This is a genomic window from Microcystis protocystis FBCC-A270 (assembly GCF_050500235.1).
Taxonomy (GTDB): domain Bacteria; phylum Cyanobacteriota; class Cyanobacteriia; order Cyanobacteriales; family Microcystaceae; genus Microcystis; species Microcystis ichthyoblabe_A.
This window is the reverse complement of sequence record NZ_CP191407.1, coordinates 2150308-2174981: the sequence shown is the minus strand read 5'-3', so window position 1 is coordinate 2174981 and position 24674 is coordinate 2150308. Positions and strand designations below refer to the sequence as shown.

The window sequence follows — 24674 nt, the reverse complement described above, 5'->3', positions numbered from 1 at the left end:
TAAATAGGAGACTCCGAGACAGGAGACAGGAGATTATTTTTATTTATTCTTTCCACACCCCACACCCTACACCCCACACCCCACACCCCACACCCCACACCCCACACCCTGCTAACCCGCTAATTCCCTACTCTAAAGCGTAGATACGACCATCCATGAGCAGACGGGTGATCCCTTTAGCTTCCAGTTGAGCGTGAGCTTTTTCGATCAGGCGACCGTCGGGAACTTTAATCACTTTTTCCTTGCGCTTGGAAAAACGACGAGCGATGCGATGACTTTCAAAGATGGGGAGAGTGCGCTGCTGGATTTCCTGAGGGGGAACCTTACCCAATTCGGCAAAATCCTTGAGGGGACGGGTGATTAATTCGGCAGCACGATCGATGACCAAGTAACAGGTTTTGGGAAAAGCCGCCGCCGAGAGGGGTAAGATCTGTAATTGGGCGGTTTTAACGATAGTCGGGCCTAAATAGCTGTCCGCTAGTTCCCCCTCCTCCTCATCTTCATCCTCATCCTCCTCTTCATCCCAATCCTCGTCAAGCTCATCTTCTTCCTCCTCTTCCTCGATAGCTTCGACGAAAAACTCGCTTAAATTAGCGGTTTCTAGGGTCTTATCGCCATTAATTTCTGTATCTTCTGGATTATCTGCTTCTGGCGGGTAAACGGTATCCATTAACAGGGTTAATTGTTCCACAGAAGCGATCGGTGGCTCAAAAGCCTGCTCATCCTTAGCTGCGATTTGGGCTGCCCGAACACTAATCACCTCGATCGCTTTTTCTGGTAGATCCGCTGCTGCCTCCTCCTCCTCGAGGCCACGAGGATTGCGGGCCAAGCGTTTTTTCTGGATTAACTGCTCGTATTCCTCGCCAGAAAAAGAATTTTTGAGAAAACGACTGACCGTAGAACTACTCACTCCATAGCGCTCGGCTAACGTGGAAGTGGTGGCCTCCGTTTCCCGATAAAGCTTAAGAATTTCTTTTTTCGTGGCATCAGTCAGTTTTCTTGGACTCATATTACTTATATAGTTATTTTTTAAGCGATAGGATCTTGCCGATGGCTAGTCAGGGGAAGCTGTTGTCTTTAAGCGGATGTACTCTTAATCATAAAACGCTCTAGCCAATTAAAACTAAGCAATTCGTTTTCTAGTCCCTGTTCTAGTCTATCCTTGACTTCTGTTTCTCACCACTACTCAAGATTAAAAAATTGACGATGATATCCAGTGCTGCTAGTCAAAAAGCCTTATTAGTTCTGGCCGATGGTACAGTTTACGAGGGTTATTCCTTCGGCTCCAAGGGAACCACCGTCGGCGAAGTTGTCTTTAACACGGGGATGACCGGTTATCAGGAAGTCCTCACCGATCCCAGTTATGCTGGTCAAATCGTCACTTTTACCTATCCAGAATTGGGAAATACGGGGGTTAACCCCGAGGATGAGGAGTCAATTCGTCCCCAGGTGAAAGGAGCGATCGCCAAAAACATCTGCCACCGGCCCAGTAATTGGCGTTCTACCCAATCCCTAGCGGATTATCTGGCCGCTCATCATGTTATTGGCATCTATGGCATCGATACCCGCTCCCTGACCCGCAAAATTCGCTCGGTTGGGGCGATGAATGGGGCAATTTCCACGGAAATACTCGATTATCACGATTTACTGCGGCTGGTGCAGGCGGCCCCCAGTATGGCGGGGTTAAATCTCGTTAAAGAAGTTACCACCAAGGAAGTGTACGAATGGACGACTCCCACCCCGTCCGCCTGGGAATTTGCACCAATTAATAGTGATCAAGAACCGTTAACGGTGGTGGCGATCGATTTTGGCATCAAACGCAATATTCTCCGGCGTTTAGCCAGCTACGGTTGTCGGGTGATCGTGGTTCCCGCTGACACTCCCCCGGAAAAAATCGCCGCCTATAATCCCGATGGTATTTTCTTTTCTAACGGACCGGGAGATCCGGCGGCTGTCACCGAAGGTATTGCCCTAGCCAAGCAACTTTTGCAAGGGGAAAAACCCACTTTTGGCATCTGTATGGGTCATCAAATTTTAGGCCTATCCCTAGGAGCAGAAACCTTTAAACTGAAATTTGGCCATCGCGGGTTAAATCAACCCTGTGGACTGCAGCAACAGGTGGAAATTACCAGTCAGAATCACGGTTTTGCGGTGCAGGAGGCATCTTTAAATCCGCAAGTGGAGATTACCCATCTCAACCTCAATGATCGCACCGTAGCGGGTTTAAAACACAAGTCTCTGCCCTTTTTCTCGGTGCAATACCACCCCGAAGCCAGTCCCGGCCCCCACGATGCCGATTATCTGTTTGGCAAATTTGTTGATTTAATGCGGCAAGCAAAAAAGGATCGGTCGTAAATTTTTAGGATATACTAGGGTTTTGATTTTTACGGCTCTAGAGCTAGGAGGCGATTATTCCAGAAGCAATTAACTTGACTGTCAGCTTGCGAGGCACCCGCGAGGTCAGAGATAAGTACCAAATTTTCCGTTTGACGGGTCTTTTAGATGCCTTTTCCGAACCGACTTTTTGTAAGGTGATCGAAGGCTATGTGGAGCAGGGTCCTAAGGATGTGATTATTAGCCTAGCTCAGATTGATTTTATCGATAGCTCCGGTTTAGGGGCTTTAGTAAAATTGGTGAAAAAGGCCAAAACCGAAGGGGGCAGTTTACAAATTGTTACCAATGCGCGGGTAACTCAAACCGTAAAACTGGTGCGATTGGAGAAGTTTTTTTCCCTGCGATCCACCCTGGAAGAAGCGATCGAATATCTAGAAAAAGCGTAAATCGTGGAATCTCCTCTCGAAAAACTTCGCTTACAGGTCAGTGGCCAGGGTTCACCAATCCTAGAGGGTCTTGACCGATTATCGCCCGCTTCTCTGGCCTATCTGGGGGATGCTGTTTATGAATTATACATCCGCACCTATTATTTACTGCCGCCCCAGCGTCTGGGAGACTATCACGCTCAGGTGGTGGGCAAAGTCAGGGCCGAACAACAGGCTTTAGATTTAGCGCAACTGCAGCCCTATCTGACGGACCAAGAAAAAGAAATTCTGCGCCGGGGACGCAATGCGGTCACGGGAAAACGTCGTCGTCTGACAGCCCAAGTCTATCAGCAGGCCAGCAGTTTAGAAACCCTGTTCGGCTATCTTTATCTACAAGACCCCTCAAGATTACATCAACTATTAGAAAAACTAGAATTATAGCCCTCAGGTATTTTACGAAAAGCATTCCCAAATGCGTTTAACTGCTATGGGATAGAGAGGTGCGTAGTTCACCCAAGGAGAATTAATCTCTCGAAGTAAAAGTGAAGGGAATTTCTGAAATGGAATTGAGTCTGTCTATATTTGACTATACTTTTACTAACTATTATTCCCGACCCCCTTTTATTAATCCATGCAATCATGAGCGATCGACCATTTCGTAGCAAGTCCGATAATAGTAATTTTCGCCGGCCCTCGCGGTCAAAAACCGGGCCAATTCTGGCTAAATCCCCGACAGTAACTCCAGAAAACCAAGAAGCTGATGATCTGCTCTACGGTCGCCGGGTGGTTTTAACGGCCATGGAGGAGGAGCGCCAACTGAATCGGATTTGGGTAGTCAATCGACTCCGTTACGATCCCCGTTATCATACCCTTTTGGAAAAAGCCAAAGCCAACGGCACGGTAATTGATGAGGTGGACGATCTCCGTCTCGATCAGATTACCAGTAAGGCCAATCATCAGGGGATCGCCGCCCAAATGTCTCCCTATGAGTATATCGAATTAGCCGATCTGATCGAAAAAGCTAAGGGCAAAAGTCGCCACCCCGTCATCGTCATCGCTGAAGGTATTACGGATCCCCATAACCTTGGGGCAATTATTCGCACCGCCGAAGCCATGGGTTGTCAGGGGGTAGTTATTCCCCAACGTCGCGCCGCCGGGGTGACATCGACGGTGATGAAAGTGGCGGCGGGGGCCCTGGAATATTTACCCGTCGCTAGGGTGGTTAATCTCAATCGTGCTTTAGAGGAATTAAAAGCGGCCGGTTTTTGGCTCTACGGCACGGCGGCAAAAACTGGTAAATCTTTACACACAATCAATTTAACGGGTGCGATAGGATTGGTGGTAGGTTCGGAGGGAGAGGGTTTGAGTCTGTTGGCCCAAAAGTCCTGCGATGAGTTGGTATCTATCCCCTTGGCAGGCAAAACTCCCAGTCTCAATGCTTCGGTGGCGGCGGCTATGGCTCTTTACGAGGTTTACCGGCAACGCTGGCAAAATTCCCCCGATTGAAAATCTGTATTTTTCGACACTCCCAATAGCCAAAAGGAGAAAGTATAAATAGAATAGGAAGGAAGTTTGCGAAATGTAAACAAACGTAACAAAACCACCAGAGTAGATTTAGATGGGGAACGAAATGAAAGAATTTTTGATTAGCTTACTCGAAAGGTTCGGATTAGCCTACTGGGTCGAGATTAAAACCGACTATCCCAGATGTACTTATTATTTTGGTCCTTTTCTCGCTAAAGACGAGGCTGAAGTCGCTCAAGCTGGTTACGAAGAAGATTTGAAAACAGAAGGAGCGCAGGGGATTAAATTGCATATAAAACGTTGTAAACCGAAAGATTTAACTATTTTTGAGGAAAAGGAAGAAGGTAAGCTCCTCAATCCCTTAAAGGTCTTACGCAGTCAAGTTTCTTAACAATTTCCAGTGATCGGTAATCAGTGATCAGCTTCTGAAGGCAACAGGCAACAGGCAAAAGGCAAAAGGCTCCAAGAAAGGATTCGGCGATTCTCCTACCGAAAAAGAAGGCTAGAAACTAAGTAGAGCTTGCTGAATAAATGTGAAATATAGACGAGGTAAGGGTTTTAGGGTTCTGTTTCGCTCCCACAGGTGCAAGATTTTGAGAGAATCGTGGTTCAAAACCTGGCCTCTTCATCGGCCCGCGTCCTGTAGGGGCGAAGCATTCGGGCAATAACCTATCGGTGAAACCCTAGATATTCTATCCGAATGCTTCGCCCCTACTTTTTGCCGCAAACCCTAAATATCAATGGGAGCGATTTAAAAAACAGCTATATTCTGCTTCTGTCAGTCTTCCCGCTTCGTAGAGAGTATCGGTAATTTCTGCTAGGGTTAAAACCGAATAAGGTTGATAACCATGGCTACGAAGTTTATCTTTAACAGGGCCACCATGGTCGATAAAAACCACAATATCATTAACTAATAATCCCGCCGATTTAATCTTTTCTGCCCCCTCGATCGCACTTTTGCCAGAAATTAAAATATCGTCCACTACTACCACGGTTTCCCCCACTTGAAAATTACCTTCAATTACTCTTCTTGTGCCGTGAGCTTTTACTTCTTTGCGGGGGAAAATCATCGGATGATTTAATAATAAAGATAAACCCGTAGCTGTGGGTAAAGAGCCGTAGGGGATACCAGCAATGCGGTCAAATGTCAAGGTTTTTAATATTTCTCCATAGGCTTCAATTACCTGCTGAAAAATATTAGGATTAGAGATAATTTTTCTCAGATCGATATAATAGGAAAAAGTTTCTCCCGATGCTTGCACATAGTCGCCAAACATCAAGCAGCCAATATCAAATAATTGTAGAATTAAATCCTGATGAGGATGTTGTTTTAAAAGACAAACATTAGCAGTCCAAGTATCATCTTGGCTCGATTCTTGCTGGTGATTTTGTTGAATTTTGTTGACTTCCTCTCGTAAATCCTTGACTTTTGCCCCCAAATCGGGTTGAGATAAAAAGTCTTGGGGTACAGGAATTAATAAACCCTCGCCATGACTATTTAAACCCACAGTAATTAACTCGGAGAATTGACTTTTTTCTTCCCAAATACTGCGTAATAAAATCAATCTTTCGGGAGCAAAATTGCGAATCCTTTTCAATATCTCTGGTTGAGTAGTTCCCACTTCTAAAAATACTTGTTCGGGAGTTCCCCAGGTGCAAGCTTCTTTGACAACTTGCAGATAAAAAGGATTGTCGCGACTGGGGAATTCTTGCAGATTAATCGCGCCTTGATTGGAAGTATGACAGAGGATAAAAGCGCCATGCTCGGGGTAAACTAAAAAAGGAGCAACGTGATCCTGTCCGGAGTAGGGATTGAGAGTAACCGCGTCCACCTGCCAAGTTTTAAAGATAGTCTCGGCTAAAACACTGCTAGTGTTAATATCGCCGTGTTTAGCATCCAAAATTACCGGGATATGATCGGGAATTGCCGTTAAAATTCGCTGTAATAATTCTAACCCTGCCGCTCCCAAAGCTTGATAAAAGCCTAAAGTTGGTTTGTAGGCACAGACAAAAGGGGCAGTTTCATCGATAATAAACTTGAGCCACTGTTCTAAATTAACGATTAATTCTCCCGGGGTGGAGGGCATCATTTCGGGGTTAGCATCTAAACCGAGGACAAGTAGAGTCTGGTTTTGACTAATGGCGTGGTTTAACTTTTGAAAAAAATTCATCGGTTCCTAATCTCAGGATTCTGGATTAGTTCCTAATTCTACACTATTTGGCCGAAAAATAGGCTGTAAAATTGTCTGGTGCAGACTTTTTCTGGTGTCAGCGTCAAGGAATTTCTTTTGTAAGGGTTGCCATTCTTGCCATTTTTGGTGACGGATATTTTGGAAAATTTCTAGTAAGGTGGGCATTTCCTTGGCAAGACAATTAGGGAAAATTTGGCTAAGAAAATCCGAGAGAACACAACAATCCTGCATTTCTCCGAGAATACCTTGAAGGTTTTTAATATCCTCTAGATACTCTCGATACTTATCGCCATAAAACTGAGTGAATAACTCCATATTATAGCGAGAACGCTTGGCTTCTTTACGAAGATCATGCAGTAATAATCCTTCTTTTTCCAATAAGTCATCAATTTCTTGACTAGAAAACTCTCTTACTTTTTGATCTTCCTCCAAATTTACCCCAACTAACCAACCTTCGTGCAGTAAAAAGCGACTCGCTTGCGGTAATAATAAGTCTGGTAAAACCGTGGCAATATCTAATTTTCCTATCGGTTGATAGGTGGGATTATCCAACCAACTGGCAAAATCTGCCTTAAAATTGAGAAATTTGTCGGACTTTAACAGCTTTTCTACCTTAGCAAATGCCTTTTTTCTTTGTTGTTCGAGAACTTGTAAAACTTTCTTCAGTAAATCCTGTTCTTTCGGGGGCAAAATTGGCTGATAATGACCGATAAAAGCCTCTTTTAACACATCTAAATCCCGCAATTCTCCTAAAATTCTGCCCAGATTACCCACCCGTTTTTGATCGGCAGATTTCGGCATGGTTAAAGCGGGTGCAAAACCGGTTAAGGTACTGCGAAGACGACGCATTCCCACACGAATTTGATGTAATTCTTCCGTATCCTGATCGAGTAAAACCCCAGCTTCGTGTCTAAGAACTTTATGAAAATGTTTATCAATACCGATATAGGCCCAATCGGCAACAGTTTTAGCCCGAGGATTAAATTTGTTAGTCATTGGTCTTTAGGGAGGAAACAATGTCAAGATGGTGATAGAATCTTTAAATCAAGACTGGAACTAATAGATCCCATTTATTCTATACAATAGGATGAACCAGCCGCTTTAAGGGAAGTTTATGGATAGTTTTTGGCTAGATTATGGGGGAGAAATCGCTTTTCGCACAGGAGAGCATCTTTTCTTGACGGGAATAGCCATGGCTATGGGTAGCTTAATCGGGATTCCTCTAGGTATTTTAATTAGTCGTCAAGCTATTCTCGCTCAACCGATTATAGCGATCGTTAATACCCTACAGACTATCCCCAGTTTAGCCCTATTTGGTTTTTTAATTTCCGTGCCTTTTTTGGGAGGAATCGGCAAAATTCCCGCTATTGTTGCCCTAACTCTCTATACTTTACTGCCAATTGTTTTAAATACCTATCTGGGCATCAAAAAAGTTGATCCCGAATTAAAATTAGCCGGGTTATCCCTAGGTATGACCGACGGTCAAATCCTGCGCTATATCGAATTACCCCTGGCCAGGGCGACAATTTTGGCAGGAGTGAGAATTGCCACGGTGATTGCTATCGGTGTGGCCACGATCGCAGCTGCCATTGGTGGCGGTGGTTTGGGAGTGTTTATTTTTCGCGGTATTGCCACGGTCAACAATCAGTTAATTTTGGCGGGGGCAATTCCTGCCGCTTTTTTAGCCCTTGTTGCCGATTGGAGTCTCGGTCGGCTAGAAAAGACCTTTTCCCCTTCGCAACGTCCGAAAAAGCCCTCTAAATGGCAATGGGGATTAGGTTTAATTGGGTTGGCCTTGCTATCTTTCCTCTTGACTCAAATTTTCCATTCATCCCCCGGCACAGTGGTGATCGGTTCCAAAAATTTTACCGAACAGGTGATTTTAGGGGAAATTTTGGCACAGGAAATCGAAAAAGAGACGAATTTACGGGTTGAACGTCAATTTAATCTCGGTGGTACTCTGATCTGTCATGAAGCGGTGAAAGCGGGTAAAATCGACGGTTATGTGGAGTATTCTGGCACGGCTTTCACGGGAATTTTGCAAGAAAAACCCCTTAACGATGCCCGATTAGTCTTTGAAAAGCTGCAAGAGATTTATCCAGAAAAATTTAATCTAGAAGTGTTTCCCAGTTTAGGATTCGAGAATACTTTCGCCATTGTTATCCGGGGAGAAACCGCCAGTCAATACAATCTTAAAACTCTCTCGCAGGTGGCTAAATATACCCCCAATTGGCAAGCGGGTTTTGGTTATGAATTTTTGGAAAGGGAAGACGGTTACAAGGGATTAGCGAAGACCTACGGTCTAACTTTTGCCCGACCCCCGAAAGTGATGGATTTAGGGTTAATGTACCGCGCTTTAGCCGAAAAACAGGTGGATTTAGTGGCGGGAAATTCCACCGATGGCTTAATTCCCGTGCTAGATTTAGTCATCCTAGAAGATGATCAACGCTATTTTCCTCCCTACGAAGCGGTACCGATTTTTAACCGGGATAGTTTGCAAAAATATCCGCAATTGCGACAGGTTTTAGCCAAACTCACCGGCAAAATTACCTCCAGCACTATGCAGAAATTAAACTATCAGGTGGATGGACGCAATCGCAGGGTGGAGGAAGTGGTCAAAGAATTTCTAGTCTCCCTCTCTTAACCATTTAGTCACTCCCCCGGGTTGGTCGATTAAAGTAATGCCTTGGGCTTTTAATTCTGCACGAATGCGATCGCTTTCGGCGTAATTTTTCGCTTTTTTTGCCTCTGTCCGTTGTTGGATGAGATTTTCGATTTCCGCTGCACTAATTCCCTCAGAAACAGGGGTTTCTCCCTGGTCAGCGGCAATTTCTAAGCCCAAAACCCTAGACAATTTCACCAAAGTATGCCATTTTACCGCTAATTGGGCCAGATTGCTGTCTGTCTTACCCGCATGGGTTAAATTATTACCCTCCTTGCGTAATTCCTTAGCGATTTCAAATAACACTGCTAAACCACCGGCAAAGTTAAAATCGTGATTTACCGCCTCTTGAAAGCGATTTTCTAGCTCTTGGTCGGTAATTCCGGGATTATCTTGCTGAAGATGCTTATAACCAAAGGATAAACCCTCTTGTAAAGTATGCCAGCCATTAGTGGCCGCCTGCAATCCCTCATCGGAAAAATCAATCGGTTTGCGGTATTGGGCGCCTAAAATTAATAATCTCACGGCTAAGGGGTCATATTTTGCCAATAACTCGCGAATAGTGATGAAATTACCGAGGGATTTTGACATTTTTTCCCCGGCCACCTTAACCATGCCATTATGTAACCAATATTGGGCCAGAGGTTTACCCGTAGCCGCTTCACTTTGGGCAATTTCGTTTTCGTGGTGGGGAAAAATCAGATCACTTCCCCCCACATGAATGTCGATAGTTTCTCCCAATTGTTCTTTGACCATGGCCGAACATTCAATATGCCAGCCCGGACGACCTTGGCCCCAGGGAGAATCCCAACTAGGTTCCCCCGGTTTTGCCCCCTTCCAGAGGGCAAAATCAAAGGGGTCTTGTTTTTTAATTGCTTCCGGGTCGTCGGTTTCTACCCGGCCGCTGGCCCCGGCTTGCAAATCATCCAGTTTTCGCCCTGATAGTTTGCCATAATCGGAAAAACGACGGACGGAATAGTAAACATCGCCATCGCTGGGGTAAGCATAGCCTTTTTGTTCTAATTCGTAGACTAGGCGCTTGATACCGTCGAGGGTATGAGTGGCCCGGGGATAAGCGTCCGCCGGTCTGACTCCTAATTTTGCCATATCCTCAAAGTAGGCCTCGATAAATTTCTCGGCTACGGCTGCCATGGTGGTATGTTCATTTTTAGCCCGATTGAGAATTTTATCGTCAATATCGGTGAAATTCTGAATATAGCGCACTTTATAACCGAGATACTCCAAATAACGCCGCACCACATCCCAAACCACACAGGTACGCGCATGACCCAAATGGCAATAATCATAGACGGTAATGCCGCAGCAATACATGGAGACAATGCCGGGGATGAGGGGGGTAAAGGGTTCTTCGCGACGACTGAGGGTGTTGTAGAGGATTAAGGTCATGGATGGGGATTTTTTTCTGGGGAAAAAGGCTAGTCCAATTTTATAGCAGTTATTTTCAGTTATCAGTTATCAGTGATCAGTTATCAGTAACCGCTAACCACTTTCCCTGATTTACGTACTATATTCTGTGTTTTTTGTCAAGGGGTTTTTGGGGTTTTAGTAAAGATGTGACGGTAAGATTCGAGGAGATAGGACTGTTTTGATGGGGACTATTATTGTTGACATCCTCGCCGCCCTAAAAGTGCGGCGATTCCTAAACCTCACGATTTAAGTTTCTGCTTCCACCACCGTCGCATACCACAGTTAAAAAACCATGTACTGTCTTACACAGAGTCCACAGACTTTCGCCCCATTTCAGAAGCCCGATTCCGTGTGTCCCACGGTACGTTGACCGCCTATAGCTTCTTGTACTTGTTGCGCGCGACTTTTTACCCGGCCAAGCTTTTCTGGTCGGAACCCCCTAAGCCGAGTTTTCAAGGTGCTGCGCCGTCCACTTGGTTTTCGAGACTGGCCTTTTAATTCTAACGTAAAGCCAACCTAGAACGGCGGGGTTTCAGACCCAAAATTTCCGATGAAATCGATAGAATAACGATAGGGGAAGCTTGCTTGTTTGCCTCAACCGACAATTTTTATTGTTAATCAACTTTGACCAGACCATCACCATGAATGAACCACCTAATAGCGCTGGCGATGAAATCCAATTACCCCGGGGAGAAAGAGTTGACCAGCTAAGAAATCTCATCGAAACCCTACGCATTGCCGATGAAGTGGCCAATCGCGGTTATTTGATTACCAGCGCCGAAGTGGCCGATTTAATGGATATTAATCCTGGCGCCGTTACCAGTCGCGGCGACCATTGGCCGTGGCGAAATTGGGTAATCTCCCGGGTCAGACGCGAGGGAAACCAAATTCTTTGGCAGTTGGAAAAAGTCGATTAGGATTAATGGCAACCATCAGTTAATTTCTCTCTTGACTTTTGTAATTATTTCGTCATTTTCCCCCAGCAGATGACGCGCAAAACGTCGGGCCAGGGGCGGAGCCGATACAAGTGTACTGGTAAAACCAGAAAATACCTGCAATCCCAGTTTATCGGCGATCGCTCCCACTAGGGGCCGTCCCGAGGGAGCAAAGGCCACTAGGCAATGATGACAGCTGCCGGGGAGAGCGGCTAAAGAGGGCAGCAATGTCCCCACGGCGGCGCGTATTGCTTTTTCTCCGGCCAGAGGGTTTAAAATCGCCTCTGGATCGGTGATAATGGCGCTAATTTGCCCTAGATAAAGGCTTTGATCCCGGAATTGTACCGCCCCCGTTTCTAAAACACTGGCAATTATTTCTGGGGTTTCTCTCTGCCAAATGCCCTGCTTTTCTAGTTGGGTGATTTTTTGCTCTAATAGCAATCTGGCAGGAATTGCGGGCATAACTAGGGTGTTTAATTTGATCTCAGTGGGGGGAATTTTGATCACCTGGGCATGGGTAAAATAGACGGGAGCAGTAATACCGGATTTTTGCAGTAAAGACCGGGTTAATCCCCCCGCACAGACGATAGTTTCCCCAGCAGAATAATTATTTTTAGGAGTTTTTACGCCGGTAATTCTCGATGCAGTTTCAATTAATTCGATGACAGCTTCCCGAATAATCGTGCCTCCCAGACGCAGAAAAGCTTGTTGATAGGCAAGATTAGTTTTTTCGGCGTTGATGTGACCGTGGGGCAGTCGTAAAACTCCGGAGATAGCTGCAGGATTTAATAGGGGTTCTAAAGCGATCGCTGCTTGCGGATCGAGAATTTCGGGAGTAATAGCAAAGATAGCAAATTTTTCGGCCACAGTAGCTGGGTCATCTTCGGGGTTAACGGTGAGAATTAAGTCTATGTCCCGGTATTCGTTATCTATGCCCAATTCCTGGGATAAATTGCGCTGAATTTCTCGACCTTCTTGATATAATTTTCTCTGGATTTCTGTGGTGGCCGACCAATAGGCTAAACCTCCGTAACTGTAGAAAGTGGCGTTGAGGGGATGGGTTTCTTTTTCTAATAAGAGGACTCGACTGCCTAGGTTAGCTAGTTCATAACTTAAGGCAGAACCGGTGATACCACCACCGATAATTATATAATCATAAGTTGTGGTCATAATTGGGCTAATTTTTCCTCGATTAACCTATTCTATCATTATACTTGCTCGGTTCCCTGGTTCTGATTTAAGCAATAATTGCTATAATTACAGCAAAAGTTCAAAGGGGGATCGGATAACTATGCAACAGTTAGAAACTAGGGGGATAACTGACCGATGGATTAAAGGTAGTTGGGAAGAATACTTAGCAGCAATTAAAAACTTCCCAGAAAATCAAGGAAAAAGTTATTATTACAATGGCTATTATCGATTAGAAATGACTCCTATTGGATTTGAACACGCTAGAGATCATCACGTTGTCTTTTTGGGGGTGAGTCTCTACGCTATCCTCAAAGAAATTCCTTTTCAAGGACTCCCTACTTGTTCTTATCGTAAAAGAGGAATTAGAGAAGTGCAGCCAGATATATCTTACTATCTAGGAGAGAAAGCGAATCTGATACCAAATGGGACTTCGATTATTGATTTAAATCAGTATCCCCCACCAGATTTAGTCATTGAAATCTCAAGATCTACCCTCAATGATGACCTAGGCAATAAACGCTTACTCTATGAAGAATTAGGGGTTAGTGAATACTGGAGTGTTAAGGTAGATGACCCTCAAATATTCGCTTTTGAAATAATCGATCGAGGTAGCAAAAGAATTGATATATCAAAGGTTTTACCTAATTTAAAACTTGCGGTTTTAGAGTCAGCTTTACAACAGGCACGCACCAGAGATCAAAGTCAGGTGGGACGTTGGTTAATCACTCAATTTCAAGGTTAACTACATAAAATCGAGGCTAATATTATGCAACAGCTAGAAACTACTATCTCGACAGATTTATGGATTAAAGCTAGTTGGGAAGAATACTTAGAAGCAATTAAAAACTTCCCAGAAAATCAAGGAAAAAGTTATTATTACAATGGCTATTATCGATTAGAAATGACTCCTATTGGTAACGATCATGCCAGCGATCATGCTATTTTGATCTTCGCTGTTAGTCTCTATGCCACCCTAAAAAATCTGACCTTTAATGCCAAAGATAATTGCAGTTTTCGCAGGTCTGGTTATCGAGAAGTTCAACCGGATATATCTTATTATTTTGCCGAGAAAGCTAATCTGATTCCCTACGGTACTTCGATTATTGATTTGAATCAGTATCCCCCACCAGATTTAGTCATTGAAATCTCAAAATCTACCCTTAATGATGACTTAGGTAATAAACGCTTACTCTATGAAGAATTAGGGGTTAGTGAATACTGGAGTGTTAAGGTAGATGATCCTCAAATATTCGCCTTTGAAATAATCGATCGAGGTAGTAAAAGAATTGATATATCAAAGGTTTTACCTAATTTAAAACTTGCGGTTTTAGAGTCAGCTTTACAACAGGCACGCACCAGAGATCAAAGTCAGGTAGGACGTTGGTTAATCAGTCAATTTCAAGGTTAAATCCTGCTGTTTTTTTGCAGCCGCTTTCTCCAATAAAGACTCGGCAAAAGCGATGGCAGCCGCTGCCGAATTTCCTCCCGTTAATTGTGCCAATTCTTCCCTTCTCGTCTGACGATTATCGAGAGAAGTAACCCGGACAACCGTGCGAATTTCCGAGAGATTAGTGGAATCATCTTCGGCAATCATTTGTTTATAAACGCGAAAATGGTGATCAGCTAAAGCAGCCACTAAGGGTTGATGAGTGACGCATAAAACCTGATATTGTTGACCTAATTGATCTAATTTATCGGCAATTGCTTGGGCAACTTTTCCCGATACTCCCGCATCAATTTCGTCAAAAATTAGGGTGGCTGCTGCCGATTGGGATTGGGAAAAACAGGACTTTAACGCTAGGAGAAAACGACTCATTTCTCCTCCGGAAGCGGTACTGGATAAAGGTTGGATTTTTTCCCCCGGATTGGGACTAAAATAAAAGACCACTTGATCGACTCCCAGACTGCTAGGATTACCCGGGTCAATCCGACAGACAAAAATCACCTTTTCCATGGCTAAAGGTTTTAATTCCTGTACCAATTGTTTTTCTAGTTGACTAGCGGTTTCTTGTCGCAAAAAGGTCAACTGGGTGCTAGTTTCTTGATAGATTTTTTCCTGTTGCTGACAAATTTTTTCTAATTCCTCAATCGATTGTCCTTCTCCCGTCAACTCCGCTAATTCCTGCTGTAATTTCTGATAATAATCGATCGCTTCGGCTAAACTTGGGCCATATTTGCGACAAATGCGCTTAAGTTGGACAATTCTCTCTTCTATCTCGTTCAATCTCTCCGGATCTGCCTCTAGACTATCCCCATAAACGTTGATTTCCTGTCCCGCTTCCACCACCTGATTTAATGCCGATCGCACCATCTCTAAAATCGGCTCTAAACTGCTATCATAAACCATCATATTTGTCAAGATATTTTCAGCTTTTCCTAACAAATCAGCGACGGCGGGTTGATCGCGATCATTTTGGTAGAGTAGTTGATAGACTTGATAGCTGGAATTTTGTAAATCGACACCGTGGGAGAGTCGGTTTCTTTCCTGTTCTAACTGTTCCAACTCGTTAGCGTCAGTTAAATTAGCTGATTCTAGTTCTTTTAGTTGATATTCTAATAAATCTAATCTCTGTAGGCGATTTTGTTCCGATTGCAATCTATTATTGAAAATATTCTTGCTTTCTTGCCAGTTAGCGTAGGCTGTGGCTACCTTTTCCCGCTGCTGCAGCAGGGATTCACCCCCGTAGAGATCTAATAATTCCCTCTGTCGATTAGCGTCCATTAACTGAACTGTTTGACCTTGAGCGGTGATTTCTACCAAAAAATCTCTTATTTGCGCCATTTGTTGGCGATTAGCGACGACTCCGTTAATCCGAGAGCGAGAACGCAAGGAATTATTAGTAATCACTAATTCCCGGCTGATGGTCAGACTATTATCCTCTAATAGGTCAATTTCCTGACTTTCTAGCCAAGCAATTAATTCTGGAGTCAGAGAAAAAGTCGCTTCTAGGGTTGATTGTTGGCTTCCCTGACGGATGACGCGATGATTGACTTTACCACCGAGAACAATATCGATCGCATCTAATATAATCGATTTTCCTGCCCCCGTCTCACCGGTCAGTACATTTAATCCGCTGCCGAAAGTTAATTCTAAGCGATCGATGAGGGTAAAATTTTCAATTTGTAGGCAGGATAACATATATCAGTAATCAGTAATCAGTTGCTAAGTAGGTAGGCGTTAAAAATTATCAGATGCCCCCTTATTAAGGGGGGATACCCCCTTAATCCCCCCTTATTAAGGGGGGCAGGGGGGATCGAACCTAAAATCCATTTTTAATTTAATTATAACCAGCTACTTATTCTCATTATCCTTCAGCATTCCCTAATTTTCCCCGAAACGGTAGCCTTTCCCATAGACAGTATTAATTAGAGGTGTTTCTCCGTCCGCTTCGATTTTACGACGCAGCAAGCGCATCAGGGCAGGAACCACATTACTATTAGGTTGCTCTCCTTCTGACCAGAGATGCTGATAAATTTGTTCATGGGTGAGAAGTTGCCCCGGATGGGTCATAAATAAAGTTAATAATTGTATTTCTTTTGCTGATAAACTAATCGTGCGACCGTGACGATAGGCCACTTGATTTTCGCTATCGAGTTCTAAATCAGCACATTTTAATTTACTGCTATTACTAGCTTCAAAATTGGGAGAACGACGCAATAAAGCGCGGACTCTCGCTAATAATTCTCGCAGTTGAAAGGGTTTGACTAAATAATCATCAGCACCAGCATCTAATCCCGCCACTCGATCGTCTATGGTATCCTTAGCGGTTAGAAATAAAACGGGAGTGGTGTCCCCCTGATCCCGTAAATATTGACAGATTTGTAATCCGGATTGCTGGGGTAACATCCAATCGAGAATTAAGAGGTCATAATTATTCTCTCGTGCCAATTCTAACCCCGTCCGACCATTATCAGCAATATCAACTTCATAGCCTTCTTGAGCAAGAATTTGTTCTAAGGGTTCGGTTAATTCTTTTTCATCGTCAACGATAAGTATTCGCATAGAAGGAAGATTATCAGTTATCAGTTATCAGTTATCAGTTATCAGTTATCAGTTATCAGTTATCAGTTATCAGTGATCAGTTATCAGATGTGAGTTATCAGTTCACTGTTTACTGATTACTGTTTACTGATCACTGAAAAACCATTTCTCCTAATTATCTATCTTTGGGTAATAAATTGCGCCATTCGAGAGGGATATAACTTTCAATAAATCTAGCTAGGGTGGGGTAATGACGCTGATACAAAACTCCCATATAGATAATACCAAGTCCCAGGGCGGTTAGGGCAAAGGGAAAGAAAATTGAATCGGCAAAGAGACGATAGGAGAGATAGGAAAGATAGGCAAATACTCCAATACCTCCGAAAACCACAAATAATCTTCTTTTTAGCAGGACGGATAATACCATCAATCCCAAGTTAATTAGACAGTACAAAAATCGTTGTGCTTCATTATCATCGATGAGGAGAGATAGACTAAACCAAAACATAATTAATCCGAATAAGTACAGCCAAAAAGCAAAATCACCCCGACTACGGCGCTGACGTACATCAATTAAATAGGCAGTTATTAAACAGGCAATTCCAAACCAAAAGGATACCCACAGTCGCAGTCTCCATGTATATTCGTTCTCTCCAAATAGTAAAGAGGTTAAGTCCATTGACATATACCACAGACTAAAAGCAATCGGTGCAGTTAAAAAAGGAAATTTAACAAATCTTAAAGTTATTAATCCTGCGATAATCGTGCCTAATTCCATTAAAAACCAACCGCCTTTAGTCCAGGTATAGAAATCTGGATAAATGGCCATATTTCCAGCTTGCCAGTATCCTGTCCAGCGTTGTAAACCATAGATTGCTAAGGGAGTCATTGCCACTGCCATGGTAAATAAAAGGCCGCCGGGGATTTTGAGATTTTGCTGAAAATAGAGATTTTTCCCCGCAAAAATAAAACAAATTGCATAAAACAGGGCGATAAAAAATAGTCCTGCACCACCGAAACTCTCCCAAGCTTCGTTCATCAACCACCCCAGGGCAGAGATAACAATTAATGCCCCAAAATAATAGGCCACATTAGCAAAATTAAAGCGAGGGCGATTAACTTCATCTTCCTGGGGATAACGGCATATAAAAGCCGTCCATAAATTTTCAGCTTGGCTGGCAGTAATTAGGTTTTCTTGTACCGCCCAATCAAAATCTTCTCTTTCTAGTCTCATAATATTCTCTAGTCCTTAAGCTAAGATGTATTTTAACCGCTTATCCTAAGGATAAGGGAATAGGGCATAGGCGCAGATGTTAAATCCTGTAGTAAAACTTAACATTTACCGATTGCAACATCCGAAATCTGCAAAATAGAGTATAATTCAGTCTAGATTAACTATTATCGAAGACATCATGATAACTAAATCAGAACTCTATGAACAAGATTTTCAATTATGGCTGATAACAACAATAGGTCAGTTAGAACAAGGAGATTTTCAGGCATTAGATGTATCTCATTTGGTTGAGGAGTTAAAAGAATTGGGTAAATCAGATAAAAATGCCTTAGAAGGAAATTTAATGATTTTGCTGGCTCATTTACTGAAATTAAAAGTACAATCCTCCGCCCCTGAAAGCATGAAATCTAGCTGGTATAGCTCCATTGTCGAACACAGGGAACGAGTTGTCGCCTTACTAGAAAACACCCCTTCTTTGAAATCTCATCTAGCAATCGCCATCGATAAAACCTATCCTAAAGGTCGCAAAATTGCCATCAAGGAAAGTAAATTGGCTGACTTTGGAATTGCGATTCCTCCAGAGGAAGCATATCCCTTAGACTGCCCTTTTTCTTTAGAACAGATTCTTGATGAAGATTTTTATGGCTGATAATTCATATTTAATCCATCAGCTAAGACACTTTCAAAATGCTTCTAAAAAGTCTTCAAATCTCAAAAACTGGGAAGCTATACAAGTCACATCTGTCTCCCGATACTAAGCGACTCGACTGACTTTAAATAGAGCTTACAAGCTTTTTTGCCCAACCCTAGTTAATCAGCCTTCAAGAATAAGTAAAAATTATAAATTTAAGGTAAATAATTAAAATATTTAAATATTTGGGGCGATTAGTTCAATGTAACAAGTAAGTTACAAGATTTTGATTTTCCCAGAATTTGCCAAAATTTAGCTGTAAATCGGGGTTGCCTAGATTTAATAATATGGTATGATCGTGGTATGCTGTGGGCTTAGTTTAAGCATTAAACTTTAAATCAAGGCAAAACCAAGGCAATCAGGGGACTGTGTTGATTCTCTTGCCCAAAAAAAGCCGCCAGTGATGAAATTTTTTTATGCTGCAATTTTTGAAGTTTTGTAAAGGCTATTGACTTAAAGCCAGAATTGTGGAAGTTGAGATTTTTAGTACAAATGCTCAGACTTTTCCTTCCTACTCTGGCGCTCTTGTCTCCCTACAACGAAAATTTTTTATCTCACCATTGAGATAACTGCTCTGAGATGGGCTAAAAACTGGGGCAATGTGGACATCGATCGAAAGACTAAGCTAAACTGGTAATGACTATGTATTAGGGCGGAGGTCAACGGATACAACTATGGACAATTTGGAGGTAAAACAAAAACCGATCCGGTGTTTAGAAGATGCGATCGAAAGGTGTCAAACTTTAGGAATGCGGGTTAGTCGTCAGCGTCGCTATATTTTAGAATTGCTGTGGCAAGCGCAGGAACACCTATCAGCGCGAGAAATTTATGATCGTCTCAATCTGCAAGGAAAAAACATCGGTCATACCTCAGTGTACCAAAACCTAGAGGCCCTATCGGGTCAAGGCATTATCGAATCTGTGGAACGCTGGGACGGCAGACTCTACGGCAACATCAGCGATTCCCACAGTCACGTCAATTGTCTGGACAGTCAAGAAATCATCGATGTGCATATCCAACTTCCCCCGGAATTAATTAAACAGATCGAGGCATCGACGGGGGTAAAAATTACCGATTATCGCATCGATTTCTATGGCTATAAACAAAACAAATGAGCCAGATCACTGTATAATTGACCCTGTGAATAGTATCCGTTGACAGGCTGCAACTCTTGTGATCGATCGCCCTCTCACCCTAATTATCATCGATAATGACCCGATTTTCCGCTTGGGTCTGGTGCAGGCCCTGTCGCGGATAGAAAATATTAGTATCGTCACCGAAGGGGATTTAGAAACAATTTTCGCCTTGACTCTTAATCCGTCCCCCGAAATTATTATTATTGATCCTCTCTTTGATTGGTCTTACTGTGAAATTCTCCACTCTCGCTATCCCGAAAGTAAAATTGTTCTATTAACCTTTCCTCTCGATTCCCGACAGCAACTAATCGCCAGAGAATTAGGCATCGCCGGTTATATTCCCAAAGGCACAAACCTAGAGCAATTTATCACTATTTTAGGGCAAATTTCCCGGGATGAAACCCACGATGTTGTCCCTTCCCCTCTCACCATTGCTAACCGTCCAAGTTTAGCCCCTAGCCATTGGTTAATCACTGCCGGAAGAACGGGATTAAATCGCATCGAAAGTGAATTACATTTAATTGATCTCCACCTCAATCAACAGTCTTTATCCGGCTTTGATCGCTTTTATTGGCAGGGAAGAAAACGAGAACTTTTAGCAGCCCTATGGCTAGTGAGAAAACTAATTCCCCTGGAAGGGAGCTATTACAATTCAGCTTCAGCGACACCTCCGATAATAATTAACAATATCGATCGGGAATTACCAATTTTAAGCCGCGAGCGTCCCCTCTGTGTTTCGGCAGTTTTTGAGTCCACTTTAGCAGTTATTCGATCGCCTTTAATTAATAGAACAAAGATTAGTTTTGAAATTGATGTTTTACAGGATAATCGGCAACGGGAATTATTATATTTAGTTCTCGATGAAATTCGTAAAAATGTCGATGAAATGAGATATTTACAGGTTAGCAGCGGGGAATTAACCAGTCGCTTAAATCTGATTATTTACGATATCTGGGAGAAAGTTACGCGTAAATTTTTAGAAATTAATGCCTCGGTTTATGACGAAATTAGTAAAGGCAAACTTAATGAAATTATTCTGGAAGAAAGAGAGGCAATTCAAATAGAAATCCTCAATAAAATTCCTTTTACTCTTGACTTATTTTCCTATTTAGTGTACGAAAATAGTTTAACTATTGACGGAGTAGAATACCGAGCTAATGCTCCTGAAACTATCGCCAGAGCCGAAATTATCCTGCAAAATCTCATTCATAATATTGCCAATGCGGTGACGGTAATTATTCTCAATAACTTCTCGGAATCGGAAAGAATCAAACAAAAACTTTACCGGTCAGAATTTCTCATCGCCAGAAAATTAGCTAAAATCCGCAATGAATTATCTTGGAAATACCGACGGCAACAATATTGGCAAGAACCTAAAGATATCTTTGAAAGTCAATATCAATTATTTCACTATAGCGATGGAGAAATCCAATCTCTAGCCATTTATTCCCCCCGACAGGAAGAATTAAACAGTTTAACAGGCATACCCTGGTTAGTTTCGATCGCCTTAGAATTAAGAGACTCTTTATCCCCTCGTTTACGCGCTTTTTTTCGGGTGGTGGGTAATGGAGTAGTATATATCCTTATCCAAGTTATCGGTAGGGGTATTGGTTTAGTAATTCGTGGGGTTTTACAGGGAGTCGGTAACACTTGGCAGGAAGTCAAAGGTAAAAAGGGATCATGAATTAAGTAGTCGTGCAAAATTAATTTCCTAGTCGAGACAGGAGACGGGATACAGCTATTAGGGATCGGATTTGAGTTTTCAGTTCACTGTTTACTCACAGCAGAAGTCTGACGGAGTAGTGGCTTAGATGTGTAATTAATTGTGCTTAGATACTTAACAGTAATTATCGTCCCATTTCTCGCTTTAATTTTTTCAATTCTTCTTCCATTTCCCATTCTTTAAATTTTAGATCGAGATTATCGTAGTTCGAGCGCTGATAGTCCGATTCTTGGGGTTGATCCCAAAAAGTGGTTTCCCAGTCACGCGACTGATTTTTAGGGACTTTTTCGGCTTTAATTTGCACTTCTTGACGACGTTGTTGGACCTGTTGCAGTAACTCTTGGGATTGAGTCAGACGTTTTTTCACCCCTTCCATCCGTCCCCAAAGTTGATTACCCTGACGGAAGAGGGCTGCCTCGCGTTCACTGGCAGCCTTAACCAAGTCCTGCCGTCCAGCGGCCTTAGCCTTATCAATTCTAGCGTGCCAAGTTTGGATATCTTGGGCAGTGGCCAAAATTTGCTGTTCGAGACGTTGACGCTCATTTTCTAGAGCGCTAATCAGTTTAGCCGTATCGCGCTCCTGTTCGCGCAGTTGTTCCACCAGCGCCTGTAATTCTAATTGGGGATGACTTTTGAGAAATTCTTCCAGTTGGGTTTCAAGAAAGCGACTAACATCATCAAATAGATTGCCCATCTGTGCAGTATCCTAAATTTGCAATTAAAGTCTAGGAGCGATTTTAATCCCCCTCTTTTTAGCATAGGCTAGATCAACCCTAGGTTTAAATATATTTGGGAAAAGTAGTACAAAAATGTTATTCGGCTGCCGGTTAGGGACGGGGAAACCAGTATAATAAAACTAAGTAGCTGGTTATAATTAAATTAAAAATGGATTTTAGGTTCGATCCCCCCTGCCCCCCTTGATAAGGGGGGTGCCGATCCCCCCTTAGTCCCCCCTTAATAAGGGGGGCATCTGATAATTTTTAACTCCTACCTACTTAGAGTGATATTTCCTGAAAACCTCTTAATTGTTTGACTTAAGTGACAACTTCACCAGCTTGGACAGAACGCATCGGTTATCAACGGGATTGGGTGTGGCGCGGTTGGCAAATTCGTTATAGTTTTATGCCGGCAAAAAACCGCCAAGATGCCGATAAACCCCCTTTAATTTTACTGCACGGATTTGGAGCGGCGATCGAACATTGGCGCCATAATATTCCTATTCTCAGCCAAAATCATCGAGTTTACGCAGTAGATTTATTAGGTTTCGGTGGTTCGCGTAAAGTGCAGGTTCCCTATACCATTAATCTCTGGGTGGAACAGATACACGATTTCTGGCAAACTTTTATCAATAGACCAGTGGTATTATTGGGAAATTCGATCGGTTCTTTAGTTAGTATGGCCCTAGCGGGTAAATACCCAGAAATGGTAGCCGGATTAGTTATGCTCAGTTTACCCGATGTCAGCCGTCGGCGGGAAATGATCGCCGATTGGTTATTAAATATCGTCACTCCCATCGAAAACTTTTTCACTTCTCCTTGGCTATTAAAACCGATATTTTACTATCTGCGTCGTCCGCAAGTCTTGAAAAAATGGACAGGAATCGCCTACGAAGACAAGAAAGCAGTCAGCGACGAATTAGTACAAATTATCGCCGCCCCAACCCTAGATGAGGGGGCAGCTCAGGCCTTTATTTCCCTAGCACAAGCTGTCAATCATCCCGAATATTGTCCACCGGCAAAGCTAATTTTACCACGTTTACAAATCCCGATTTTATTGTGTTGGGGCAAACAAGATCCCATGGTTCCCGTCCAGTTAGCTCCGGGTTTTGTCTCCCTTAATCCTAGGATTAAATATGTAGAATTTGACCGGGCCGGTCATTGTTTGCAGGATGAATGTCCTGACCGTTTTAACCCAATTTTATTAGAGTGGCTAGAATCTGTTGCTGTTCTTTGAGAGAATAGGGAGAGTGATTGTTGGTGATAGTCCTATGCAAACCTTGGAATCGACGCTCAACCCCCCCGCAACTGCCTCCGAATTCGACACCACGATTCACCGACGCAAAACCCGTCCCGTCCGGGTAGGTAGCGTTACCATCGGTGGTGGTCATCCCGTGGTCGTGCAGTCGATGATTAACGAGGATACCCTTGATATAGACGGTTCCGTGGCAGGTATCCGTCGCCTCCATGAAATCGGCTGTGAAATTGTCCGCGTCACCGTGCCGAGTCTGTCCCACGCCACCGCTTTAGCTAAAATTAGGGAAAAACTGCTCGCCACCTATCAACCTGTGCCGTTAGTAGCCGATGTACATCACAACGGCATGAAAATCGCCCTAGAAGTGGCCAAGCACGTCGATAAAGTGCGGATTAACCCCGGTTTGTACGTTTTCGAGAAACCGAAAGCCGACCGCATCGAGTACAGTCAAGCAGAATTTGATGAAATTGGCGAAAAAATCGCCGAAACTCTGAAACCTTTAGTGATTTCTCTGCGAGATCAAGGTAAAGCGATGCGAATCGGCGTTAATCACGGTTCTCTGGCCGAAAGAATGCTCTTTACCTACGGCGACACCCCCGAAGGAATGGTACAGTCGGCTTTAGAATTCATCCGCATCTGCGAATCCCTCGATTTTCGCAATCTAGTGGTTTCCCTGAAAGCTTCCCGCGTGCCGGTGATGGTGGCCGCCTATCGTCTCATGGTTAAGCGCATGGACGAGTTAGGTATGGATTATCCCCTACATTTGGGGGTTACTGAGGCAGGAGATGGGGAATACGGACGAATTAAATCCACTGCCGGGATTGCCACTCTCTTAGCGGACGGTATTGGTGATACGATTCGCGTTTCTCTGACGGAAGCTCCCGAAAAGGAAATTCCCGTCTGTTACAGCATTCTCCAGGCCCTGGGACTACGGAAAACCATGGTCGAATACGTTGCCTGTCCTTCCTGTGGTCGCACTCTTTTTAATTTAGAAGATGTCCTGCAGCAAGTGCGCGCAGCGACTAAACACCTCACCGGACTCGATATCGCCGTTATGGGTTGTATTGTCAATGGACCGGGAGAAATGGCCGACGCAGACTATGGTTATGTGGGGAAACAGGCCGGTTATATCTCCCTTTATCGCGGTCGCGAGGAAATTAAACGCGTCCCCGAAAGTGAAGGTGTAACCGAGTTGATTAATTTAATTAAAGCCGATGGCCGTTGGGTAGAACCTTAATTAGTTTTA

General features: G+C 43.4%; 23 protein-coding genes and 1 pseudogene. 15 read left to right on the top strand and 9 right to left on the bottom strand.

The genetic code is table 11. The annotated features are described in order from the left end of the window. Positions 1-127 precede the first annotated feature (127 nt). A complete protein-coding gene (locus tag ACQY1X_RS10650) occupies positions 128-1009 on the bottom strand; it encodes a helix-turn-helix domain-containing protein (RefSeq protein WP_103112981.1) in 882 nt (293 codons plus the stop codon). A gap of 197 nt (positions 1010-1206) precedes the next feature. Between ACQY1X_RS10650 and carA the strand changes: the two genes are divergently transcribed. From carA to ACQY1X_RS10620, 6 genes and pseudogenes are all read left to right on the top strand, one after another. Then, positions 1207-2355, top strand: coding sequence for a glutamine-hydrolyzing carbamoyl-phosphate synthase small subunit (carA, locus tag ACQY1X_RS10645; protein WP_430014533.1), 1149 nt, complete (start codon positions 1207-1209; stop codon positions 2353-2355). Positions 2356-2429: 74 nt separating this feature from the next. Beyond that, complete coding sequence (locus ACQY1X_RS10640) at positions 2430-2780, top strand: STAS domain-containing protein (RefSeq protein WP_016515648.1); 351 nt, start codon at positions 2430-2432, stop codon at positions 2778-2780. Positions 2781-2783: 3 nt separating this feature from the next. Next, entirely contained in the window at positions 2784-3200 is a 417-nt protein-coding gene (locus tag ACQY1X_RS10635; RefSeq protein WP_002734315.1) for a Mini-ribonuclease 3, read from the top strand. 9 nt (positions 3201-3209) lie between these two features. Continuing rightward, positions 3210-3299: pseudogene (locus tag ACQY1X_RS10630) on the top strand (IS200/IS605 family accessory protein TnpB-related protein); the annotation flags it as partial. 99 nt (positions 3300-3398) lie between these two features. Continuing rightward, positions 3399-4265: a 23S rRNA (guanosine(2251)-2'-O)-methyltransferase RlmB gene (rlmB, locus tag ACQY1X_RS10625; protein WP_002733719.1), complete on the top strand. Its 867-nt coding sequence runs from the start codon at positions 3399-3401 to the stop codon at positions 4263-4265. Positions 4266-4377: 112 nt separating this feature from the next. Then, a complete protein-coding gene (locus ACQY1X_RS10620) occupies positions 4378-4674 on the top strand; it encodes a DUF1816 domain-containing protein (protein ID WP_002793968.1) in 297 nt (98 codons plus the stop codon). Between the two features lie 346 nt (positions 4675-5020). Here ACQY1X_RS10620 and ACQY1X_RS10615 read toward each other — a convergent pair whose 3' ends face one another. Together ACQY1X_RS10615 and ACQY1X_RS10610 are read right to left on the bottom strand one after the other, a co-directional pair. Continuing rightward, entirely contained in the window at positions 5021-6454 is a 1434-nt protein-coding gene (locus ACQY1X_RS10615) for a bifunctional orotidine-5'-phosphate decarboxylase/orotate phosphoribosyltransferase (protein WP_430015670.1), read from the bottom strand. A gap of 12 nt (positions 6455-6466) precedes the next feature. Continuing rightward, positions 6467-7471 carry a CHAD domain-containing protein gene (locus ACQY1X_RS10610; RefSeq protein ID WP_430015669.1) on the bottom strand — a complete coding sequence of 335 codons (1005 nt, stop codon included), beginning with the start codon at positions 7469-7471 and terminating at the stop codon, positions 6467-6469. Between the two features lie 118 nt (positions 7472-7589). On the opposite strand from ACQY1X_RS10610, the gene ACQY1X_RS10605 reads away from it, so the two are divergent. Further along, positions 7590-9119, top strand: coding sequence for a glycine betaine ABC transporter substrate-binding protein (locus ACQY1X_RS10605; protein ID WP_430015668.1), 1530 nt, complete (start codon positions 7590-7592; stop codon positions 9117-9119). Here ACQY1X_RS10605 and cysS read toward each other — a convergent pair. Beyond that, entirely contained in the window at positions 9102-10544 is a 1443-nt protein-coding gene (gene cysS, locus ACQY1X_RS10600) for a cysteine--tRNA ligase (protein WP_430015667.1), read from the bottom strand. The genes ACQY1X_RS10605 and cysS overlap by 18 nt on opposite strands. Before the next feature lie 662 nt (positions 10545-11206). Here cysS and ACQY1X_RS10595 point away from each other — a divergent pair. After that, positions 11207-11482 (top strand): hypothetical protein, encoded by a 276-nt coding sequence (locus ACQY1X_RS10595; protein ID WP_002768833.1) that lies wholly within the window; start codon positions 11207-11209, stop codon positions 11480-11482. 15 nt (positions 11483-11497) lie between these two features. Here ACQY1X_RS10595 and ACQY1X_RS10590 read toward each other — a convergent pair whose 3' ends face one another. After that, on the bottom strand, positions 11498-12670 hold the full coding sequence (locus ACQY1X_RS10590) for an NAD(P)/FAD-dependent oxidoreductase (protein WP_430015666.1): 1173 nt from the start codon (positions 12668-12670) through the stop codon (positions 11498-11500). Between the two features lie 121 nt (positions 12671-12791). Between ACQY1X_RS10590 and ACQY1X_RS10585 the strand changes: the two genes are divergently transcribed. Further along, complete coding sequence (locus tag ACQY1X_RS10585) at positions 12792-13433, top strand: Uma2 family endonuclease (RefSeq protein WP_430014528.1); 642 nt, start codon at positions 12792-12794, stop codon at positions 13431-13433. A gap of 24 nt (positions 13434-13457) precedes the next feature. Then, the gene (locus tag ACQY1X_RS10580) at positions 13458-14099 is read left to right on the top strand and encodes a Uma2 family endonuclease (RefSeq protein WP_271935286.1); all 642 of its coding nucleotides are present in this window, start codon (positions 13458-13460) and stop codon (positions 14097-14099) included. Here the strand turns inward: ACQY1X_RS10580 and recN are convergent. The 3 genes from recN to ACQY1X_RS10565 form a co-directional block, all read right to left on the bottom strand. Beyond that, entirely contained in the window at positions 14076-15830 is a 1755-nt protein-coding gene (gene recN / locus ACQY1X_RS10575) for a DNA repair protein RecN (protein ID WP_430014527.1), read from the bottom strand. The genes ACQY1X_RS10580 and recN overlap by 24 nt on opposite strands. A 183-nt stretch (positions 15831-16013) precedes the next feature. Continuing rightward, the gene (rppA, locus tag ACQY1X_RS10570) at positions 16014-16694 is read right to left on the bottom strand and encodes a two-component system response regulator RppA (protein ID WP_430015665.1); all 681 of its coding nucleotides are present in this window, start codon (positions 16692-16694) and stop codon (positions 16014-16016) included. Between the two features lie 154 nt (positions 16695-16848). Then, positions 16849-17907 (bottom strand): DUF2157 domain-containing protein, encoded by a 1059-nt coding sequence (locus ACQY1X_RS10565; protein ID WP_430015664.1) that lies wholly within the window; start codon positions 17905-17907, stop codon positions 16849-16851. A 178-nt stretch (positions 17908-18085) separates the two neighbouring features. Between ACQY1X_RS10565 and ACQY1X_RS10560 the strand changes: the two genes are divergently transcribed. The 3 genes from ACQY1X_RS10560 (at position 18086) to ACQY1X_RS10550 (ending at position 21418) form a co-directional block, all read left to right on the top strand. Further along, complete coding sequence (locus ACQY1X_RS10560) at positions 18086-18556, top strand: DUF29 domain-containing protein (RefSeq protein WP_002733042.1); 471 nt, start codon at positions 18086-18088, stop codon at positions 18554-18556. A gap of 716 nt (positions 18557-19272) precedes the next feature. Continuing rightward, on the top strand, positions 19273-19713 hold the full coding sequence (locus tag ACQY1X_RS10555) for a Fur family transcriptional regulator (protein ID WP_004268517.1): 441 nt from the start codon (positions 19273-19275) through the stop codon (positions 19711-19713). Between the two features lie 58 nt (positions 19714-19771). Next, positions 19772-21418: a DUF3685 domain-containing protein gene (locus ACQY1X_RS10550; RefSeq protein ID WP_430015663.1), complete on the top strand. Its 1647-nt coding sequence runs from the start codon at positions 19772-19774 to the stop codon at positions 21416-21418. A gap of 163 nt (positions 21419-21581) precedes the next feature. On the opposite strand, the gene ACQY1X_RS10545 is transcribed toward ACQY1X_RS10550, so the two are convergent. Next, complete coding sequence (locus ACQY1X_RS10545) at positions 21582-22151, bottom strand: TIGR04376 family protein (protein ID WP_430015662.1); 570 nt, start codon at positions 22149-22151, stop codon at positions 21582-21584. Positions 22152-22495: 344 nt separating this feature from the next. Between ACQY1X_RS10545 and ACQY1X_RS10540 the strand changes: the two genes are divergently transcribed. Then, positions 22496-23410, top strand: a complete 915-nt coding sequence (locus ACQY1X_RS10540) for an alpha/beta fold hydrolase (protein WP_430015661.1) — start codon at positions 22496-22498, stop codon at positions 23408-23410. Between the two features lie 34 nt (positions 23411-23444). Further along, positions 23445-24665, top strand: a complete 1221-nt coding sequence (gene ispG, locus ACQY1X_RS10535) for a (E)-4-hydroxy-3-methylbut-2-enyl-diphosphate synthase (RefSeq protein WP_316577752.1) — start codon at positions 23445-23447, stop codon at positions 24663-24665. Positions 24666-24674: the final 9 nt, after the last annotated feature.

Bases quoted from the DNA above. Each gene is read 5' to 3' on its own strand.
- ACQY1X_RS10650 (WP_103112981.1), bottom strand. From the start codon at position 1,009: ATGAGTCCAAGAAAACTGACTGATGCCACGAAAAAAGAAATTCTTAAG.
- carA (WP_430014533.1), top strand. From the start codon at position 1,207: ATGATATCCAGTGCTGCTAGTCAAAAAGCCTTATTAGTTCTGGCCGAT.
- rlmB (WP_002733719.1), top strand. From the start codon at position 3,399: ATGAGCGATCGACCATTTCGTAGCAAGTCCGATAATAGTAATTTTCGC.
- ACQY1X_RS10620 (WP_002793968.1), top strand. From the start codon at position 4,378: ATGGGGAACGAAATGAAAGAATTTTTGATTAGCTTACTCGAAAGGTTC.
- ACQY1X_RS10615 (WP_430015670.1), bottom strand. From the start codon at position 6,454: ATGAATTTTTTTCAAAAGTTAAACCACGCCATTAGTCAAAACCAGACT.
- ACQY1X_RS10610 (WP_430015669.1), bottom strand. From the start codon at position 7,471: ATGACTAACAAATTTAATCCTCGGGCTAAAACTGTTGCCGATTGGGCC.
- ACQY1X_RS10605 (WP_430015668.1), top strand. From the start codon at position 7,590: ATGGATAGTTTTTGGCTAGATTATGGGGGAGAAATCGCTTTTCGCACA.
- cysS (WP_430015667.1), bottom strand. From the start codon at position 10,544: ATGACCTTAATCCTCTACAACACCCTCAGTCGTCGCGAAGAACCCTTT.
- ACQY1X_RS10595 (WP_002768833.1), top strand. From the start codon at position 11,207: ATGAATGAACCACCTAATAGCGCTGGCGATGAAATCCAATTACCCCGG.
- ACQY1X_RS10590 (WP_430015666.1), bottom strand. From the start codon at position 12,670: ATGACCACAACTTATGATTATATAATTATCGGTGGTGGTATCACCGGT.
- ACQY1X_RS10585 (WP_430014528.1), top strand. From the start codon at position 12,792: ATGCAACAGTTAGAAACTAGGGGGATAACTGACCGATGGATTAAAGGT.
- ACQY1X_RS10580 (WP_271935286.1), top strand. From the start codon at position 13,458: ATGCAACAGCTAGAAACTACTATCTCGACAGATTTATGGATTAAAGCT.
- recN (WP_430014527.1), bottom strand. From the start codon at position 15,830: ATGTTATCCTGCCTACAAATTGAAAATTTTACCCTCATCGATCGCTTA.
- rppA (WP_430015665.1), bottom strand. From the start codon at position 16,694: ATGCGAATACTTATCGTTGACGATGAAAAAGAATTAACCGAACCCTTA.
- ACQY1X_RS10565 (WP_430015664.1), bottom strand. From the start codon at position 17,907: ATGAGACTAGAAAGAGAAGATTTTGATTGGGCGGTACAAGAAAACCTA.
- ACQY1X_RS10560 (WP_002733042.1), top strand. From the start codon at position 18,086: ATGATAACTAAATCAGAACTCTATGAACAAGATTTTCAATTATGGCTG.
- ACQY1X_RS10555 (WP_004268517.1), top strand. From the start codon at position 19,273: ATGGACAATTTGGAGGTAAAACAAAAACCGATCCGGTGTTTAGAAGAT.
- ACQY1X_RS10545 (WP_430015662.1), bottom strand. From the start codon at position 22,151: ATGGGCAATCTATTTGATGATGTTAGTCGCTTTCTTGAAACCCAACTG.
- ispG (WP_316577752.1), top strand. From the start codon at position 23,445: ATGCAAACCTTGGAATCGACGCTCAACCCCCCCGCAACTGCCTCCGAA.